General features: G+C 29.3%; 15 protein-coding genes. 1 reads left to right on the top strand and 14 read right to left on the bottom strand.

Annotation, left to right across the window (positions count from 1 at the left end):
- Window positions 1-224 precede the first annotated feature (224 nt).
- From argF to purD, 4 genes are read right to left on the bottom strand one after another with little or no spacing between them, the layout of a single operon-like run.
- Window positions 225-1,130, bottom strand: coding sequence for an ornithine carbamoyltransferase (argF, locus tag MBORA_RS01805; RefSeq protein WP_042694717.1), 906 nt, complete (start codon window positions 1,128-1,130; stop codon window positions 225-227).
- Between the two features lie 56 nt (window positions 1,131-1,186).
- Window positions 1,187-1,759, bottom strand: coding sequence for a TMEM175 family protein (locus MBORA_RS01800; RefSeq protein ID WP_063720149.1), 573 nt, complete (start codon window positions 1,757-1,759; stop codon window positions 1,187-1,189).
- 41 nt (window positions 1,760-1,800) lie between these two features.
- A complete protein-coding gene (locus MBORA_RS01795; protein WP_063720148.1) occupies window positions 1,801-2,034 on the bottom strand; it encodes a hypothetical protein in 234 nt (77 codons plus the stop codon).
- Between the two features lie 23 nt (window positions 2,035-2,057).
- Window positions 2,058-3,368, bottom strand: a complete 1,311-nt coding sequence (purD, locus tag MBORA_RS01790; protein ID WP_042694715.1) for a phosphoribosylamine--glycine ligase — start codon at window positions 3,366-3,368, stop codon at window positions 2,058-2,060.
- A gap of 93 nt (window positions 3,369-3,461) precedes the next feature.
- Between purD and MBORA_RS01785 the strand changes: the two genes are divergently transcribed.
- Window positions 3,462-3,989, top strand: a complete 528-nt coding sequence (locus tag MBORA_RS01785) for a nitroreductase (protein WP_063720147.1) — start codon at window positions 3,462-3,464, stop codon at window positions 3,987-3,989.
- Window positions 3,990-4,028: 39 nt separating this feature from the next.
- Here MBORA_RS01785 and argS read toward each other — a convergent pair whose 3' ends face one another.
- The 10 genes from argS to ilvD form a co-directional block, all read right to left on the bottom strand.
- Window positions 4,029-5,726 (bottom strand): arginine--tRNA ligase, encoded by a 1,698-nt coding sequence (gene argS, locus MBORA_RS01780; RefSeq protein WP_042694713.1) that lies wholly within the window; start codon window positions 5,724-5,726, stop codon window positions 4,029-4,031.
- 18 nt (window positions 5,727-5,744) lie between these two features.
- Window positions 5,745-6,167 (bottom strand): signal peptidase I, encoded by a 423-nt coding sequence (locus MBORA_RS01775; protein ID WP_042694712.1) that lies wholly within the window; start codon window positions 6,165-6,167, stop codon window positions 5,745-5,747.
- 6 nt (window positions 6,168-6,173) lie between these two features.
- Entirely contained in the window at window positions 6,174-7,445 is a 1,272-nt protein-coding gene (hemL, locus tag MBORA_RS01770) for a glutamate-1-semialdehyde 2,1-aminomutase (protein WP_042694710.1), read from the bottom strand.
- Window positions 7,446-7,454: 9 nt separating this feature from the next.
- Complete coding sequence (locus MBORA_RS01765) at window positions 7,455-8,084, bottom strand: cobalt-precorrin-8 methylmutase (protein ID WP_042694709.1); 630 nt, start codon at window positions 8,082-8,084, stop codon at window positions 7,455-7,457.
- An 81-nt stretch (window positions 8,085-8,165) separates the two neighbouring features.
- Window positions 8,166-8,696, bottom strand: a complete 531-nt coding sequence (locus tag MBORA_RS01760; RefSeq protein WP_042694707.1) for a hypothetical protein — start codon at window positions 8,694-8,696, stop codon at window positions 8,166-8,168.
- On the bottom strand, window positions 8,686-11,475 hold the full coding sequence (locus MBORA_RS01755) for an FmdE family protein (protein WP_063720155.1): 2,790 nt from the start codon (window positions 11,473-11,475) through the stop codon (window positions 8,686-8,688). The genes MBORA_RS01760 and MBORA_RS01755 overlap by 11 nt, the downstream gene beginning before the upstream one ends.
- Window positions 11,476-11,968: 493 nt before the next feature.
- Complete coding sequence (locus MBORA_RS01750; protein WP_042694706.1) at window positions 11,969-13,171, bottom strand: BaiN/RdsA family NAD(P)/FAD-dependent oxidoreductase; 1,203 nt, start codon at window positions 13,169-13,171, stop codon at window positions 11,969-11,971.
- A gap of 7 nt (window positions 13,172-13,178) precedes the next feature.
- Window positions 13,179-14,498 (bottom strand): aspartate--tRNA(Asn) ligase, encoded by a 1,320-nt coding sequence (gene aspS / locus MBORA_RS01745; protein WP_042694705.1) that lies wholly within the window; start codon window positions 14,496-14,498, stop codon window positions 13,179-13,181.
- A 136-nt stretch (window positions 14,499-14,634) separates the two neighbouring features.
- Window positions 14,635-15,909: a histidinol dehydrogenase gene (gene hisD / locus MBORA_RS01740; RefSeq protein ID WP_042694703.1), complete on the bottom strand. Its 1,275-nt coding sequence runs from the start codon at window positions 15,907-15,909 to the stop codon at window positions 14,635-14,637.
- Between the two features lie 7 nt (window positions 15,910-15,916).
- The gene (gene ilvD / locus MBORA_RS01735; RefSeq protein ID WP_042694702.1) at window positions 15,917-17,566 is read right to left on the bottom strand and encodes a dihydroxy-acid dehydratase; all 1,650 of its coding nucleotides are present in this window, start codon (window positions 17,564-17,566) and stop codon (window positions 15,917-15,919) included.
- Window positions 17,567-17,749: the final 183 nt, after the last annotated feature.

The following is a 17,749-nucleotide window of genomic DNA, read 5'->3' as shown; positions in this document are numbered from 1 at the left end:
ATATATAATTATCTTAAAAATAGAAATTTCATTTTTTGAAGTGTGCATTTATATTAGCCTTTATTTGTGTTTAAAAAAGAGTAAAATTAATATAATTATATTATAGAATAATCTAGACCTAATAACTTCACCTAAATATACAATTGCAAAACTACAATGGAAATTAAAAGGCTTCTAAAACATGATAAATTAAGGAACCTTTCATTAAGATATTACATACTATATTATTTTAAATAGTAATATAAAACAGCTTTTTGTGCATGAAGCCTATTTTCTGCTTCATCAAATACAACAGACTGTGGTCCGTCAATAACATCGGCAGATACTTCTTGACCACGAATAGCAGGTAAACAATGCATAAAAATAGCGTCATCATTAGCTAATTTCATTAAATCAGAATTAACTTGATAAGGTTTGAAATCAATTTTTCTTTGAGCAGATTCTATTTCATCACCCATACTTACCCAAACATCAGTATAAACCACATCAACATTATTTAAAGCCAATTCAACATCATCAGTGACTGTTATTTCTGTGTTATTTTTATTAGCTAGTTTTTGAGCTTTTTTAATGATTTGTGAATTTGGCTCATACCCTTTAGGACAAGTTACAGACATGTTCATTCCTAAAATAGGTGCAATTAATAAAAGAGAATTACAAACATTGTTTCCATCACCAACAAAACATATTTTTTTACCATCAAAAGATCCAAAATGTTCTTTAATAGTTAATACATCTGCAAGAACCTGACAAGGATGCTCTAAATTAGTTAATCCACTTATTACAGGGACATCAGAATATTTAGCTAGTTCAACCACATCATCATGTTCAATTGCTCTAATCATTATTCCGTCAACAAAACGGCTTAAAACTTTTGCAGTATCTGAAATAGGTTCTCCTCTACCCATTTGTAAGTCATTAGATGATAAAAAAAGTGTTCTTCCCCCTAATTGGTACATTCCAACATCGAAAGAAACCCTAGTTCTTGTTGATGGTTTCTCAAAAATCATGGCTAATGTTTTACCTTCAAGAGGGTTTTTTTCAATTTCACCTGCTTTAATTTTACTAGCTAACTCTAAAATATGTTTAACATCATCTTTGATATCACATATTGATAATAAACTATCCATTTTAATCCCCTTATCTTAACAAAATAAAGTATTTATGAAAAGTATATATATAAACTTTATGATTTAATTTTAAAGTTAATATCACGTATAGTTGAAATTACAGGGACTAACAAGAACAGATATATGAAATTTTTTGAAACATTAAAGTCCAATAGATTAACACAAAATGTTAAAGCAACTATAATAAAAAATGTATCATAAATGTACTTTTTTTCTTCTTTAGAAGGATTATTTGCTAAAAAATTTCTTTTATCAGTATAATGAAACATTATTAAAAATAAAATAATTGTTAACATGATATTTATACCAAATATCACTTCAGCTAGGAAAAAATGTGAATATAATCCAATGATAGATGTTGTAAATGGTATAAATGATATTGAAGCCAAATAAAAAATATTCAACCACAAATAAGGGATATTTAAAGATTTTACCTTGATAAATTCATGATGATAAACCCAAAATGAACTAATTAAAACAAATGCAACAATCACTATCCCAATAGTTGGAATTAATGAATAAACAAATGAAATAAATCCAGTATAATTTACTATAATAGACTCAGGAAGCGCCATACCAAATACAAGTAATGTCATTACCATGCCAAAAATACCATCAGTTAGACCCATTAATCTACTAGGATCAATATCTAAATCCTTTTGAGCTGCATTTAAAAATCTATGATAAAAACTAGATTCATTAACTTTTTTACAGATTTTTTCTTTTTTTCCTTTTCACTTAATCCCGAAAACTCTTCTTTAATTTTTTTTATTTTATCAATAGTTTCAGGATTAGCATTTTTATTAAAATATTCTATTTGAGAATTAATTTTTTCTCTTAAAGCTAAAAATTTCTCAAAATCCTTTTTAAGTTCAATTTCGTCTGGAAGTTTATCATTAGACATGTTAAAAGAAAAGAAAAAAGAAATTAATTTAAAATTTCTTTCATGTGTTCTACACGTTTGTTTACAAGTTCTTCAGTGCCTACGTCTCTTCTGTGGTAAACATTCCCTTTTACAAATTCACAAGCCATTTCAACTATTTTTTCAGCTTGAGAAATGTTATTTCCACTAGCTACAATACCTAAAGCTCTTGAAGAGGATAAATGAATTCCATCATCTTCTAGGCCAACAGCTGCATAAAATACTTTAGCACCAATTTTTTCAATAGATTTTTCATCAACTTCAATTAATTCTCCGGCATATTGTGTTTCTGGATATCCATCTGGAACAATATATTTGCACACACTAGCTTTATCGATAAATTCTACAGTACCTAAAGTTCCATCTACAATAGATTTACAAATATCAATAAGTGGTGTTTTAAGTAAAGGTAACACGTTCATGGCTTCAGGATCACCAAATCTTGCATTATATTCTATTAAACGTGGCCCATCAGAAGTTAACATGAATTGACCATATAAAATACCTTTGTAAGGTTCTGCTTCACTAGCTATTGCGGTTAAGGTATTTTTCATGATAGTTACTGCTTTATCATAATTTTCTTGTGATAAAAATGGTAATAAACCACCAAAGTCAGAATAAGAACCCATTCCTCCAGTAATAGCTCCATTATCCCCTTCAAAAGCATGCGGATGATCCTGTACAGCAGGCATTGGAGCTAAATTTTTACCATCACAAAATGCTTGTATGGTAAATTCTTCACCAATTAATCTTTCTTCAATAATTACTTGAGCAAATCCACCCATTACATTATCAATAACTTCACAAGAATATTGTTTAGCTTCTTCATTGTTTTTTAAGTGGTCTCCAACAATTTTAACTCCTTTACCTCCAGTTAATCCAACTGGCTTTACAACAACATCTCTGTCAAATTCATCTAAAAATTTAGAAACGTCACCAGAGTTATCAAATACTTTATAAACAAGAGAACCTTCAATTTCATAGTCTTCGAATAATTTTCTCATGAATGACTTATCAGTTTCTATTCTAGCTGCACTTTTAGTTGGTCCAACACACTTAATTCCATTTTTTTCAAGCTCATCAACAATTCCTTTTTCAAGAGGAGCTTCAGGACCTATAAATACAATATCAATTTCGTTTTCTTTTGCATATTCAACTACTTTTTCAACTTCACCTTCATTGCCTTGTTTATATTTGGCAATTTGAGAAATACCTGGATTTACCTTACTCATGTAACAATATAACTCTACATCATCTTTAAGAGCATCAGCTATTGCATGTTCACGAGCTCCAGTTCCAACAACTAAAACCTTCATAAAAAAAATCTCCTTACTAATAAAAATTATATTCTTAAATTATTTATAGATTAACTTTATATCATAAATTAAGTAAAATTTTATGGTGATAACTTGAAATCTACAATTGATGATATAATTTCTAGAAGAAGTATTAGAAAATTTAAAGATGAACAAATAAGCGATACAGAACTTAAAAGTATTTTAAGGGCTGGAACATATGCTCCAACAGGAGCTGGAAGACAATCTCCAAAAATTATTGTTATTCAAGATGAAAATAAAATAAAAGAGTTTTCAAAATGGAATGCAGAATACTTTCCTAATGTTCCAGATGGATTTGACCCGTTTTATAGTGCAAAAACCCTTTTAATTGTTTTAGCAGATAGTGAAATTCCAACATATGTTGAAGATGGAAGTAGTGTTTTATCAGTTTTAGTTAATGCTGCTCATGCATTAGGTGTTGGTTCATGCTGGATACATCGTGCAAGAGACGAGTTTGCATCTGATAAAGGAAAAGAACTATTGAAAGAATGGAATATTCCTGAAACCTTTGAAGGAATCGGTCATGTAGTGCTTGGTTATCCTGATGAAGAACCTATTGCAGCACCTCGTAAAGAAGACTATATTTACTATGTTGATTAAAAAAAGTTAATAAATGAGTTAAGTAATTAATTTAACTCATTACATTTTTTCTGGAGCAGAAACTCCTAAAATATTTAAAGCATTTTTTAATGTTGTTTTAGCTCTATCAACTAAAATAAGCCTTGAATCTTCAAATTTATATCCTATAACTTGTTCTGATTTATAGAATTTATTAAATGAACCTGCTAAATCCTGACAATATTGTGTAATATTGTGTACTCTTTTTTTATTAGCTGAATCTTCAACAACTTGTGGGAATTTAGCAATGAACCTAATTAAATCTTTTTCTATTTCATTGGGAATCCAATCATCAGATACTTCAATTGAGCTTATGTCTTTATTAGATTTTTTAAGTAATTTACCAGCTCTTGCATGTGCATATTGAATAGAAGCACAACCTCTCTCAAAGCTTAAAGCTTCGTCCCATTTAAATGTTAAGTGTTTTTCTGGTGATAATTTAGCTATGAAAAATCTTATAGCTCCAGTACCGATTTCTTCGGCCATTGGAACAATTTCACCATCGGATAAATCAGGATTTCTAGATTTTATTTCATTAAATGATCTTTTAACAGCTTCATCAACTAATTCATCAACAGAAACAAATTTACCCTTCCTAGTGGACATTGAACCTTCAGGTAAAGTAATGAATTCGTAAAATATTACTTCAGGAGATTTTTCTCTAAATATTTCTTCAAATATTACTTTAATTTGCTTAGCAGCTAATTTATGATCAGCCCCTAAAATATCTAATACCGTACCTAAAGTATTTTTATATCTATGATATGCTAAATCTCTAGTAGAATAAAGTGAAGTACCATCAGATCTTCTAAGTACAAATTCTTTTTCTATTTGAAAATCTGTTAAATCAATATACTCAACTTCATTTTTACGGACAAAACCTTCATGAGTAACATAATTTACAAGCTCATCAACTTCACCATTTCTTACAAATTGACCTTCCCAAACAAATTTATCATGGTCTATATTGATTCTATGAAGTGTTTCCTTCATTCCATCTAAACAGCTTGAAACTACTTCTTCAAATATTTGATTTAATTTGTCGTCTTCACCTTTTTCATATTTTCTAATTAATTCATCTACATGTGAGACCAAATTTTCATCTTCTTCTAAAGTTTTATTAGCTTTAAAGTATAACTTCCCAATTTTATGATCTATTTTTTCTCCTTCTTGATCTTCAATTTTTAAACCAAGCTCAGTTATACCAAATACGATAATAGCTATTTGCCTACCCATATCATTTACATAATACTGAGTTTCAACATCTTTTCCAGCTAATTTTAATAATCTAGACAAAGAATCTCCAAAAATAGAATTTCTAACATGACCTATATGAAGTGGACCATTAGGATTAGCTGAAGTGTGTTCTAATATAATTTTTTCATCTACTTTATCTAATTGACCATAATCATCGCCAACATTATTTAATAATTTCTTTGTAAATTTAGAATAATCTATGAAGAAATTAACATAAGGTCCAACTGCTTCTACTTTTTCAAAAATATCTGGAGTTTCAATTTTAGAAACTAACTCTTGAGCAACAGGAACTGGAGCTTGTCTTAATTTTTTTGTAAGTTCAAAAGCAATAGTACTAGCCAAATCTCCTAATTCTGGATTTGGTGGAAATTCTAATCTAAAATTTCTATCAATGTCTACATCATATTGATCAAGTGCTTTATTTATTGAATCAATAGCTTGTTTTTCAATTTCAAAATACATTAACTCACCTAATAATGATTATAAACCTCTTAACCATAAAGAAAGATAACCTACATATGGAATAACACATAAATTATCTCCAAAAGTTACAACTCTTTCATTAATTTGATTTGGACTAACATAATACGGGTCTGGAGAATCATTATTGTCCCCTTTAATTACATAATATGTTGAGCCGTTGATTTGTGTAATATTAATAACCCTATGGATAACTGGTTGATCATACCATGCTGCATCATAAACAACAACATCACCAACTTTTACATCCGTAGGATTAAATTCATGAATACCCAAGAAGTCAGATTTTTCAATAACTACAATATCTCCTCTATAAAATGCTGGTTCCATACTTCCTGAAACAACAACATTTAAGTGCTGTGCAGCTATTAAAACAATTACAAGAATAACGACATATGATGCAATCTCTTTAAAATCCATAATAACACCTTATTTCCTTTTTTTAAAAGCCATTTCTAAAGCTAAATCAATAGAATCAATAGTATTCTGTATATCTTCCATACTATGAGCAGAAGAAATGAAATTACATTCAAATTGACTTGGAGGAATAAATACTCCTTCTTTAAGTAATGATTTAAAGTATCTTAAAAATTTTCTACGATCTGAAGCTTGTGCATCCACATAATTATATACTTCAGAAGGATTGAAATAAATTTGAAACATTGAAGCTAAACCAACAGGCTGGACATTATACTCTTGTTCGTCTACAATAGATTTTATATTACTTCTAAGAAAATTACCCTTTCTTTCTAAATCCTTATATAACTTATCATCTAATTGTTGTAAAGTAGAAATTCCGGCTTGAACAGAAATAGGATTTCCACTAAAAGTACCTGCATGATAAACTGGCCCATTAGGTGCTATTAATTCCATAATCTCTTTTTTACCACAAAACGCTCCCATAGGCAATCCTCCACCTACAATTTTACCTAAAGTAGTTAAATCTGGAGTAACATTATAATAATCCTGAGCTCCACCCCTAGCTACTCTAAAACCAGTTATAACTTCATCAAAAATCAATATAATACCATTTTCCTCAGTAATTTTTCTTAAAAATTCTAAAAATCCTTTTTTAGGTTCAATACAACCTACATTACCCATAACTACTTCCAAAATGATACATGCAATATTTTCGCCTTCCTCTTTAATCAATCCGACTAATGCCTCTTCATCATTAAATGGAACAGATAAAGTGTTTTTTGTAGTATCTTCAGGAATACCCAAAGAATCAGGTAAAGTAGCAGCACCTGAACCACTTTTAACTAATACATAATCATGAGCCCCATGATAAGCTCCTTCAAATTTAACAATTTTGTTTCTACCAGTAAATCCTCTAGCTAATCTAATTGCACTCATTGTAGCTTCCGTACCACTATTTGTAAACCTTAGCATCTCAGCAGAAGGTATTCTATCAACAATTTCTTTAGCTAATTTTATTTCATTTTCACTAGGAGTTCCATAAGCACTACCAATAGTTAACTGATTAGAAACTTCCCTTACAACTTTAGGATTAGCATGCCCTAAAATTAAAGGACCATAAGCTAAACAATAATCAATATATGTTTTTTCATCAACATCAGTGATTTTAGAACCACCAGCACTTTTAACAAAAAATGGATAAGGTTTAAATGCACGTACTGGGGAATTAACACCGCCTGGAAAATATTTCTTAGATTCATTAAATAATTCTTCTGAATACATAATATCACATTATAAATGTTGAATTAATGAATTTACACAAGCAACAGCTATTGGAGTTCCACCTTTAGGGCCTTCAACAATAATATTTGGAATATTAGAATTTCTTAAAGCTTCCTTAGAATCAGCAGCTCCAACAAAACCAACAGGCACTCCAACAATTGCTTTTAAATTCATTTTTCCTTTTTCATACAAATCCATAGCTTCAAAAACTGCAGTTGGAGCATTACCTGAAACAACAATCCCTTCAAAATCATTTTGAGCAGCATACCTCATAGCAGCAGCAGCTCTTGTAATTTGATATTTTCTAGCTATTTTTTTAACTTCCTCATTTTTAATATAACATTCAACTTCCCCATCATAACGAGTAATTCCATATTTAACCATATTAATATCAGTTAAAATAGTTTCATTATTTCTAAGAGAAGCTATTGCCGTGTCAACAAAATCTGAACTCATATGAACAAGTTTAGCATATTCAGGATCAGCTGTAGAGTGAACAATTCTCTCTACAATGTCTCTTTCAGCAGGATTGAAATTTTTAACATCATCCTCAATAAGGCTACGAATAATCTCCCTACTTTTAGTAGCTATATCATAACCTTGTTTAGTTGATGCGCCCATGAACATTTTGTCTGACATGGTTAAACTATTAGTTTAAATATATGTTAAATATTTTGTTTATTATGAAAATTTAAAAATAAAAAATAGAATAAAAATAGTTTATAAAATATATCTAACAACGACATATACAACAATCAACCCGAATAAGAACGAACAAATAGCAATAAAGATATATTTTAAAATATTATCCTCATTATTGGCTTTATTTTTTATTATATCCGATGAGTTATCTTCAATATCTTTACTAAAATTATTATTATCATTTGTGGTTTTATTGTTTGAATTACTTAAATCTCCTTGAATAGTTTGTTTGGAAGAATAATCCCCATCTTTTGCAGAAGATTTATAAGAACTACTTGATTTTGAATCGCCTTTACTACTTGGAGACTTTGAACCTTTCGAACTATGGCTATTTGAAGAGCTATCAGTTGAAGAATGAGAAGATTGGGAACTATCACTAGTAGAAACCTCTTTTGATGGTTGGGAATGTGAAACATCTTCACTTGTAATTTCCTCAACATATTCGCTTCCATGCCCCGGATGAGCAGAAACAAATGATAGAGTAATTAAGCAGATTAATAATAAAAAAAGGAAGAGAATAATATTCTTCCTTAAAGTTTTATCCTTCATTATTTTTTCTACCTCTTGCAATAACAAAACCAACACATGCTCCAACAATAATTAATACTACAATAATAGCAAATAATGGATTTAATGAATTTTCATCAGATGAAATGTCTTTAGAAACTTCATAAGCTTTTTTATCTCCATCATTTTTAGTATTGCCATCATCAACAGGATTTGAAAATGTGGATGGAGCTATACTGTATAATTCTCCGACATTTTCTCTAGATTGGTGGTTGTTTGAGTAATGCCTAGAATTTGTTCTATTGGATAGGTGATTTCCATGATTACGCTTTGTATTATTACCTAAAGCTGAATTGTCACCTTTAATTTCATCATTTTTATTATTTGATGGTTTTTTGTTTTTATCAGCAATTTGTTTTAATAAATCTTCTTTACTAAGTTCAGGAAGTTCTCTTAAATATTTAAGGCTACTCCCATTTCCTCCAGATTTCATTCTGTTGAATTGTTCTTCAGTAATCCATCTGTTATCACTATGAGAAACTAATTGCTTTTCTTTTATGTGTGGATTTTCATTTTTCTTATATAAATCAATGAATGCTTGTATTTGAGCAGCTCTTTTTGCTTCAGAAGTAGAATAACTACTAAGATCTAATGTTGGCCATTTAAAATTAATAGTTACGGCTTGACCAATTTTTTTAGAAGAGTCCCAAATAATTAATATTCCTTCTTCATCAAGCCCTTCTTTTCCCTTATATTCATCGCTTGTTAATTTTTGAACAAGATAATTTCCAAGTCCTGGAGATATATCTAAAATATATTCAAGACTATCATCTTTACAATATACTTCATTTGCAATATATACATAAGACTGATTTTCATTTAATGGGAAATTTGATTGAATATACTCAGTAATGAAGAATCCTGGTTGAACACCAGGACATGCATGATTATGATATAAAAAAGACATTATTTGATCAAATGCTGGTTCACCATACCAAGCATTAGAAATACTTTGAATACTAAAGTAATTTTTATCAGGATAGGCACTTGAACTAATTCCATTAGATAAAGCTGAATTATTTAATGTAGATATATTAATATTATATGTATGACTTCCATTAAATTCACCTACAAAGAAGGTTCCATTAGGATTATATCTAATGTAAATACTCATAAGAGAACCATCATCTTGTTTTAATGCAAAATTAAACCATAATGGAGTCCAAATAGCTTTATGATCAGGTAATAAAGTTAATCTAGATAATCTAGAACCTAATACTTCAAATAAGCCGTCCCAACAAGCCTCAGTAGATTGTTCATTTAACATGACATATCCTGCCGAAGTTAAAACCATTAAATTAGGCATGTCTTTGTATATTTTAACACCTAATTCATTTTCAAAAATAGATTTAGCTTTTTTTGCTACAATTTTACCAATTTCTTTAAAGTCATTGTATGTTAAATTGCCTTTTTCATTAGTTTTATTTTCACGTTTAGCAGTTGGTAAATCCAAATTTTTAATATAATTATAATCCAAACCATGGGTATTACATGCTTTAATAACAGTACCATTTTTTGAAGTTACATTATTAGGAGAACCAATTAAATAGTAATATTGTTCTTCTGTTAATTTATCTTTTTCAATTAAAATATTAACAAGACTTGCAGGATTTTTATAAATTTTATTAATCCACCACCTGTTATATTTAAGTTCTTCTAAACTGCCTTTTACTGTAATTCCAGTTTCTTTTTCAAATAATTTTTTATTCTTTTTAGAATCATATTCCATTACAATTATTGTTCCTTCTTTTTCCTGACCATTCCACCTTATAAATCCAAGCATATTACTAGTTGCACCAGTAGATGTTGTGTTAAATCCAAAATAAGCGCCTTTTCCAGCAGTTGCATCTAAGAAAAATATAACAGCATCATTTGAGGAATCACCAGGAATACCTAAAATTTTATAAGAAGTAATATCCCCCGGAGATTGATTTGCTGAAGCTGTTTCTTGAACTGGTGGATAATATTGAAGCAATGCTTTAGTTATTGTATAACCACCAAGAGTTCCTTCACAAATATGGCCATGAAATGCAGCTTCTTGTAAAACATCATAGGTTACACCATCAACCCATCCGTTTGCTAAACTTGCAAAGGAAAATGCATTTTCACTTCCAATAGCCCTGCATAATGTATTCCATTGTGAATGAGACATGAATTCAGAAATTGTTCCAAAATATGCTTCTTTTTTGTTTCCATTTAAGAAAATAGCAGCTTTTAATGCATTTCCTTTTTTAATTACAAAACAAAAATCGATAGGGTCTACTGCAGTTTGACGTAACATTAACAAATTACCTCTACCATATGAAATATATCCAGTAGCGTAATTTAAAATCCCATCAATAGCTCCTTCACTAGTTTTACCATTTAATTTAGGAACACCAGCAGTAGTAATAGCTAATACTTTATCAGCTGTTTTAAAATCAAGTAATTTGTCTGCTTTAGCAGTTACATCCCTACCTAATTTATAACTATCACTAGCAATTAAATTAAACACAATAGGTGAATCATTTATACCAGTTATATCAACTAATTTATATTGTGTTAAATAGCCTGGAGCAGAAATAGAAAGGTTAAATTTGTTTAAAATATTTGTATAATTTATTTTAACCTTATAATTCTTAGTAGAACCATCATATTCATTTGAAATTACTTTTCCATTATTAATATTGATTGTAGGATTTATTTTTCCATTATCATTAGAATATTCATAATTAACTTTAACAGTAATATTTGAAGATCCTAATGGAGAATCAGACAACATAGACGAATCTAAGTTTGAATTATATCCAACTGCATCTCTTAAGTCAGTATTATTATCAACGTCACTTGCAGACACACATCCAATCGTTAAAAAAACCAATATTAATAAAAATATTAAACCTTTTTTAAAATCCAATTTAATCAACTTTTCAATTTTCTAAAATAAAATATTCTTAATATTAAAATTAAGCCTATTTTAAACGTAATTTAAAATTTTCATTAAATATTAAAAGATATTAAATATTATTACAACCAATACATGAAAATTTGATTGAATAGATAATATAACATCTATATAATTTATTTCATCAAATTATCTAAAATTACATTTAAAAGTATATATAATTTAATTATATAAGCATTGTTATTAAAAAATAGCTTAAAAACGGCGAAAAAGTAATAACTATTAATTTTTATTACTAAAATGCTTAAAATAAGGGTAAAAGTATTAATAAAGAATAAATAATTATAATTGTAAAATATTTTATTAAAAATTATTTTTTACTAGCAGAAAGTCCAGCTAAATAGCCTGTTGAAAACGCTATTTTTAAGTTATATCCTCCAGTTGGCCCATCTAAATCTAAAATTTCCCCAGCAAAATATAAGTTTTTATGAATTTTTGATTCCATCGTTTTTGGATTAATATAATTTAAATCAATACCCCCAATCGTTATTTTACTTAAATTTTCATTAAATCCAACAATTTCAAATTTAAAATGTTTTAAAGAATCAATTAATTTATTTTTACTTCTTTTATTAATTTTACTTAGTTGAACATCACCATCTAATGAAGATTCGTTTAAAAAGAATTCTATAAAGCTATTAGTTAAAAATAGCTTTAAATAATTTTTTAATAGGGTTTTTCCTTTATTTTGAAAATCTATTAAAAATTTACTTGATAAATCTTCATGACTAAAATTAGGACATAAATCAATAGCTATTTCTTTTGAAAATTCAAGTGGTTTATTTTCTAATAGGTTATAAGCTATACTTTTTGAAAATTTATTGCTTATATCAATAATACCCGGCCCTGATAAACCAACGTGAGAAATTAAAACATCACCACGAACTTTAACTTTATTATAACTTATAACAACATCAAACAATGTAGTTCCAGCAATATTAGACAAATCTTTCTCAGTAATTAATGGAACAAGACCATATTTGATTTTAGTTATTGGTTGTGAAGTTAAATAATAATTGCTAGGATTACAACCAGTTTTTGGATAAGTAACGCCTCCAGTAGCTATAATGATTTTTTTAGCTTTTATTTCACTATTTATTATAAAATTGTTAGTAATGCTTTTTACTTCAAAGTTATAATTTATAACAACATTCCCTAAATATTGTAATAAAATTTTTAAAATATCACCAGGTTTTTGGGATTTTGGAAAAATTCTATTATTATCTTCTTCTATGAATTTTAAACCTTTATCTTCAAAAAAAGCAAGTAATTTCTCATTGGTAAGAGAATAAAAAGAGTGTTTTAGAAAATTTTTATTTGAATATGAATTTAATAGCTTCTTTATTGGTTTATTATTAGTAATATTACATCTTCCACCACCGGTTAAAAGAAGTTTAAGACCAAGTGATGAATTTTTTTCAAGTAATATTACATTAGCATTTTTAGAAGAGGCAATAGCAGCCATAATTCCTGCCGGGCCTCCACCAATAATAGCTATATCATATTCCTGCATTTAAATCCTAAGGGGTTAATCTGTGCCTGTCTCTTGGGAATAAAACACATTCCCTAATGTTTTCAGACCCTGTAAGTACCATAGTTAATCTATCAGCACCTACACCCCATCCTGCATGAGGAGGCATGCCGTATTCAAATGCTTTTAGATAACTTCCAAATCCAGCCGGATTTAAACCTTTATCTTCAATTTGTTTTACAAGTAACTCATATTGGTGTACACGAGTAGCACCTGAAGATAGCTCTAAATTATTATACATTAAGTCAAAAGCATGGGATTTACTTTCATCATTTTCATAAGGCATGACATAAAATGGCTTAATTTCAGATGGCCATTCAGTTAAAAAGTAAAATCCTCCCATTACATCCCCTAATGCTTTTTCAGCAGCACGGGATAAATCTTCTCCCCATTCCATTTCAACATCATTTGAATTTACAATATCTACCGCTTCATCATAAGTAACTTTAGGGAAATCCTTTTTAGGTATTTCAATTTCATGACCTAAAATTTCCAATTCATTTGAGCATTTATCATTAATATCATTTAATACTTGAATAAGCATGTCATTTAATATTTTCATTACATCTACATCATCCATAAATGAAGCTTCTGCATCAATAGAAACCGCTTCATTTAAGTGTCTTAAAGTATCATGTTCTTCTGCTCTAAAAATTTGACCAATTTCAAATACTTTATCCATTCCAGATGCCATCATCATTTGTTTGTATAATTGAGGAGATTGACCTAAAAATGCTTCTTTTTCAAAGTAAGTGATTGGAAACAATTCTGTGCCTCCCTCAGTAGCAGAAGCTACAAGTTTAGGAGTATTAATTTCAATGAACTCTTGAGAATAAAAATAATCCCTGATAGTATGTAACATTCGACTTTTAATTTTGAAAATTGCTGAAGTATTATCTTTTCTTAAATCTAAAAATCTTGAATCTAATCTTGTATCTATTTCAGCTTTAACTTTTTCAGTTGGATCCATTGGTAAAGGCTGGTTAGCCATGTTTAAAATTTTAATTTCCTCAGGAATAATCTCAACACCATTTGGAGCTTTACCAGCTTCCTGAACCATGCCTTTAATAGCTACAACAGATTCTTTTCTAAATTTTCTTAATTCTTCTAATATTTCAGATTCTACTTTTTTACTAGGTGCTGTTATTTGTACTTTACCTGTTACATCACGAATAATAACAAAAATAATTCCACCTAAATCACGGATTTCATGCACCCAACCCATAACTGTAACTTTTTCCCCAGATATTTCAGGAGTAGTTGTTTTAGCAAAATTTGTTCTTCTCCAATCATTTAATAAACATTTCAATTAATTCACCTCTATGGTAATAAAAATAAAATTTACATTATAATTTTAGTTTATATTTAATATTTAATAAAAGTATGTAAAAAGGCCATTTTAAAAGTTTATTAATTTTTGCTTTAAAAATAAAATCTTAAGATAGTTATTTATTTAATCTTATTTTAAATGAGTCGGCATGTGCAAAAAATCCTTCATACTCAGCAATAGGAACAGCAGATTTGGACAATTCTTTTAAAGCCTCTTTTGTAATTCTTTGAACAGTAGGTTTTTTAATAAAATCTTCAGTAGAAAGTCCAGAATACATTTTTGCTCCCCCGCCGGTAGGAAGTACATGATTTGTTCCAGAACCATAATCCCCTGCAGCAACAGGAGAATAAGCTCCTAAAAATATTGATCCTGCATTATTAATTTTACTTAATACTCCCTCATCATTTTTAGTTGAGATAATTAAATGTTCTGGAGCGTATTCATTAGCAACATGGATTGATTCTTCAATTGTGTTAGTGATAATTATTTTTCCACTTTTTGCTAATGATTCTTCAATAATATCTCGACGAATAGCATTTCCAGTTTTATCTTTAACAAATTCCAATGTTTTATTAGCTATATTTTCACTATTAGTTACTAAAAAACAAGAAGCATTTGGATCATGTTCTGCTTGAGCTAAAATATCAGTAGCTATAAATTCTGGATTTGCTGTTTCATCAGATACTATTAAAACTTCTGATGGTCCTGCTGGAAATTCAATATCTACTTGGCCATATACTAATTTCTTAGCAGCAGTAACGAAGATATTTCCTGGACCAACAATTTTCTCAATTTTAGGAATAGATTCTGTTCCATAAGCCATAGCCCCAATAGCTTGTGCTCCACCGACTTTATAAATCTCATCAGCACCAGAAATATCAGCAGCTACTAAAATTGCATCAATTATTTTCCCATCTTTTTGAGGTGGAGAACAGCAAATAACTTTATTAACACCTGCAATTTTAGCTGGAATCACAGTCATGAGAATTGTTGAAGGATAAGCTGCTCTTCCCCCTGGAATATAGCAACCAACACTATTTAAAGGCCTTATAATTTGACCTGCTTTTATTCCATCTATTACTTCAATTTGCCATTCCTCTGGGATTTGTTTTTTGTGAAATCTTTTAATATTATCTGCAGCACTTTTTAATGCATTTACTAAATCATCATCCAGTGATTCATAAGCTCTTTTGATTTCATCAGGAGATACTTTTAAATCCTCAACTAAAACATTATCAAATTTTTCAGCGTATGATTTAACAGCTTTATCTCTATTAGTTTTAATATCCTTTAAAATATCGGATACAATATCTAAAACATTTTCTACATCCTCTTCAGATCTCTTAATATTTTCTGTTAAATCAATATCATCATATTTTAATATATCCATTATAACACTACCTTAAAATAGCTCCAGTATCTGCAGAAAGAACCATCTTCTGATATATTGCAAGCCATCCTTTAACATCACGTTTAGGTTCTTTTCTATTAGCTAATCTCTCAGCAATTTCATCATCACTAAGTTCTACATGAACAGATCTATTATCAATATCTATTTCAATCATGTCCCCATCTACAATAGCTCCAATTGGACCATTTGACATTGCTTCTGGAGATACATGACCAATACATGGTCCTCTTGTTCCACCAGAAAATCGCCCATCAGTTATAAGACCAACATTTTTAATATCCATGCCTACAAGAGCAGAAGTCGGATTTAACATCTCTCTCATACCAGGACCTCCTTTAGGACCTTCATATGTAATAACCACAATATCCCCCTCTTCAATTTCATGATTAAAAATAGCTTTAGTAACCTTTTCTTCAGAAGTATAAACCTTTGCAGGTCCTTTAAGATACATTAAATCTTTTGATATAGCTCCTTTTTTAACAACACAACCATCAGGAGCAATATTACCTTTTAATATAGCTATTCCACCATCTTTATGAACAGGATTATCTAATGGATGAATAACATCGGTGTTTTTAATTTCTACATCACGAATATTTTCTTCAATTGTTTTTCCAGTTACAGTTAAATTAGAAGTATAAATTTTATCCCCCAATGTTTTTAAAACAGCAGGAATCCCTCCAGCTAAATGCAAATCCATCATAGTATCCTCACCAGCAGGAGAAATAAGAGCAATATGAGGTACTTTTCTTGAAATTTCATCAAATAAATCTAAATCAACATGAACTCCTTCAACTTCACTAGCTAATGCAGGAATATGTAGTGCAGTATTAGAAGAACCACCTAATGCCATGTCGATTACAATAGCATTGTTAAATGATTCTTGAGTTAAAATATCTGATGGTTTAATGTCTTTTTTTACAAGCTCGATACTTTGCTTTCCAGATTCATAAGCTATTTTATTATTTTCTTCTGTCAATGCATGAGTGGTAGCACATAACGGAAGAGACAAACCTAAAGTTTCTGTAATACATGCCATTGAATTTGCTGTAAATAAACCCGCACAACTACCTGCTCCAGGACAAGCAGTTTTTTCAATCTCATAAACTTCCTCTTCACTAATATTACCTGCAGATTGTTGACCAACTGCTTCAAAAACTGTGATTAAATCTGTGTTTTTTCCATTATGTTGACCAGAAATCATTGGTCCACCAGTAACTACAATTGTTGGAACATTCACCCTTGAAGCACCCATAATCATGCCTGGAACTACCTTATCACAACTAGGAATTAAAACTAAAGCATCAAAACTATGTCCTTTAGCCATACTCTCAACAGTTGCAGCAATAATTTCACGAGAAGGAAGAGAATATTTCATTCCTTCATGATTCATACTAATACCATCACAAACAGCCATTGTGTCAAATTCAAAAGGAATACCTCCAGCATCAATAATTCCTTGTTTAACATATTCTACCAAATCTCTTAAGTGAATATGGCCTGGAACAATATCAGTGAAACTATTAGCTATTCCAATAAATGGTTTTTTAAAATCATCATCATTAAGCCCGCAAGCTCTTAAAAGAGACCTGTGTGGAGCTCTTTGAATACCTTTTTTAATATTATCACTTTTCATCTAATCACACAATTAATCAAATCATTAATTTATTATATTTTTAATATCTTTTATAATATAGTTTTTCTCTAAAAATTTTTACCATATAGGTTTAGCCAATTTTCATAAAATGATTTGAAGCCAATAATTTCATAAAATTTATCTTTAAATAAGTTAATTAACTGATTTTCGGTTGTATAATAT

Source organism: Methanobrevibacter oralis, assembly GCF_001639275.1.
In the GTDB taxonomy this organism is placed as follows: domain Archaea; phylum Methanobacteriota; class Methanobacteria; order Methanobacteriales; family Methanobacteriaceae; genus Methanocatella; species Methanocatella oralis.
The sequence above is the reverse complement of the archived record's forward strand: the minus strand, read 5'-3'. Positions and strand labels throughout refer to the sequence as shown.

Excerpts from the sequence above, each read along its gene's own strand:
- hemL (WP_042694710.1), bottom strand. The coding sequence starts at position 7,445 with ATGTATTCAGAAGAATTATTTAATGAATCTAAGAAATATTTTCCAGGC.
- MBORA_RS01765 (WP_042694709.1), bottom strand. The coding sequence starts at position 8,084 with ATGTCAGACAAAATGTTCATGGGCGCATCAACTAAACAAGGTTATGAT.
- argS (WP_042694713.1), bottom strand. The coding sequence starts at position 5,726 with ATGTATTTTGAAATTGAAAAACAAGCTATTGATTCAATAAATAAAGCA.
- MBORA_RS01755 (WP_063720155.1), bottom strand. The coding sequence starts at position 11,475 with ATGTTGTCTGATTCTCCATTAGGATCTTCAAATATTACTGTTAAAGTT.
- MBORA_RS01800 (WP_063720149.1), bottom strand. The coding sequence starts at position 1,759 with ATGGGTCTAACTGATGGTATTTTTGGCATGGTAATGACATTACTTGTA.
- purD (WP_042694715.1), bottom strand. The coding sequence starts at position 3,368 with ATGAAGGTTTTAGTTGTTGGAACTGGAGCTCGTGAACATGCAATAGCT.
- MBORA_RS01795 (WP_063720148.1), bottom strand. The coding sequence starts at position 2,034 with ATGTCTAATGATAAACTTCCAGACGAAATTGAACTTAAAAAGGATTTT.
- ilvD (WP_042694702.1), bottom strand. The coding sequence starts at position 17,566 with ATGAAAAGTGATAATATTAAAAAAGGTATTCAAAGAGCTCCACACAGG.
- argF (WP_042694717.1), bottom strand. The coding sequence starts at position 1,130 with ATGGATAGTTTATTATCAATATGTGATATCAAAGATGATGTTAAACAT.
- hisD (WP_042694703.1), bottom strand. The coding sequence starts at position 15,909 with ATGGATATATTAAAATATGATGATATTGATTTAACAGAAAATATTAAG.
- MBORA_RS01750 (WP_042694706.1), bottom strand. The coding sequence starts at position 13,171 with ATGCAGGAATATGATATAGCTATTATTGGTGGAGGCCCGGCAGGAATT.
- MBORA_RS01760 (WP_042694707.1), bottom strand. The coding sequence starts at position 8,696 with ATGAAGGATAAAACTTTAAGGAAGAATATTATTCTCTTCCTTTTTTTA.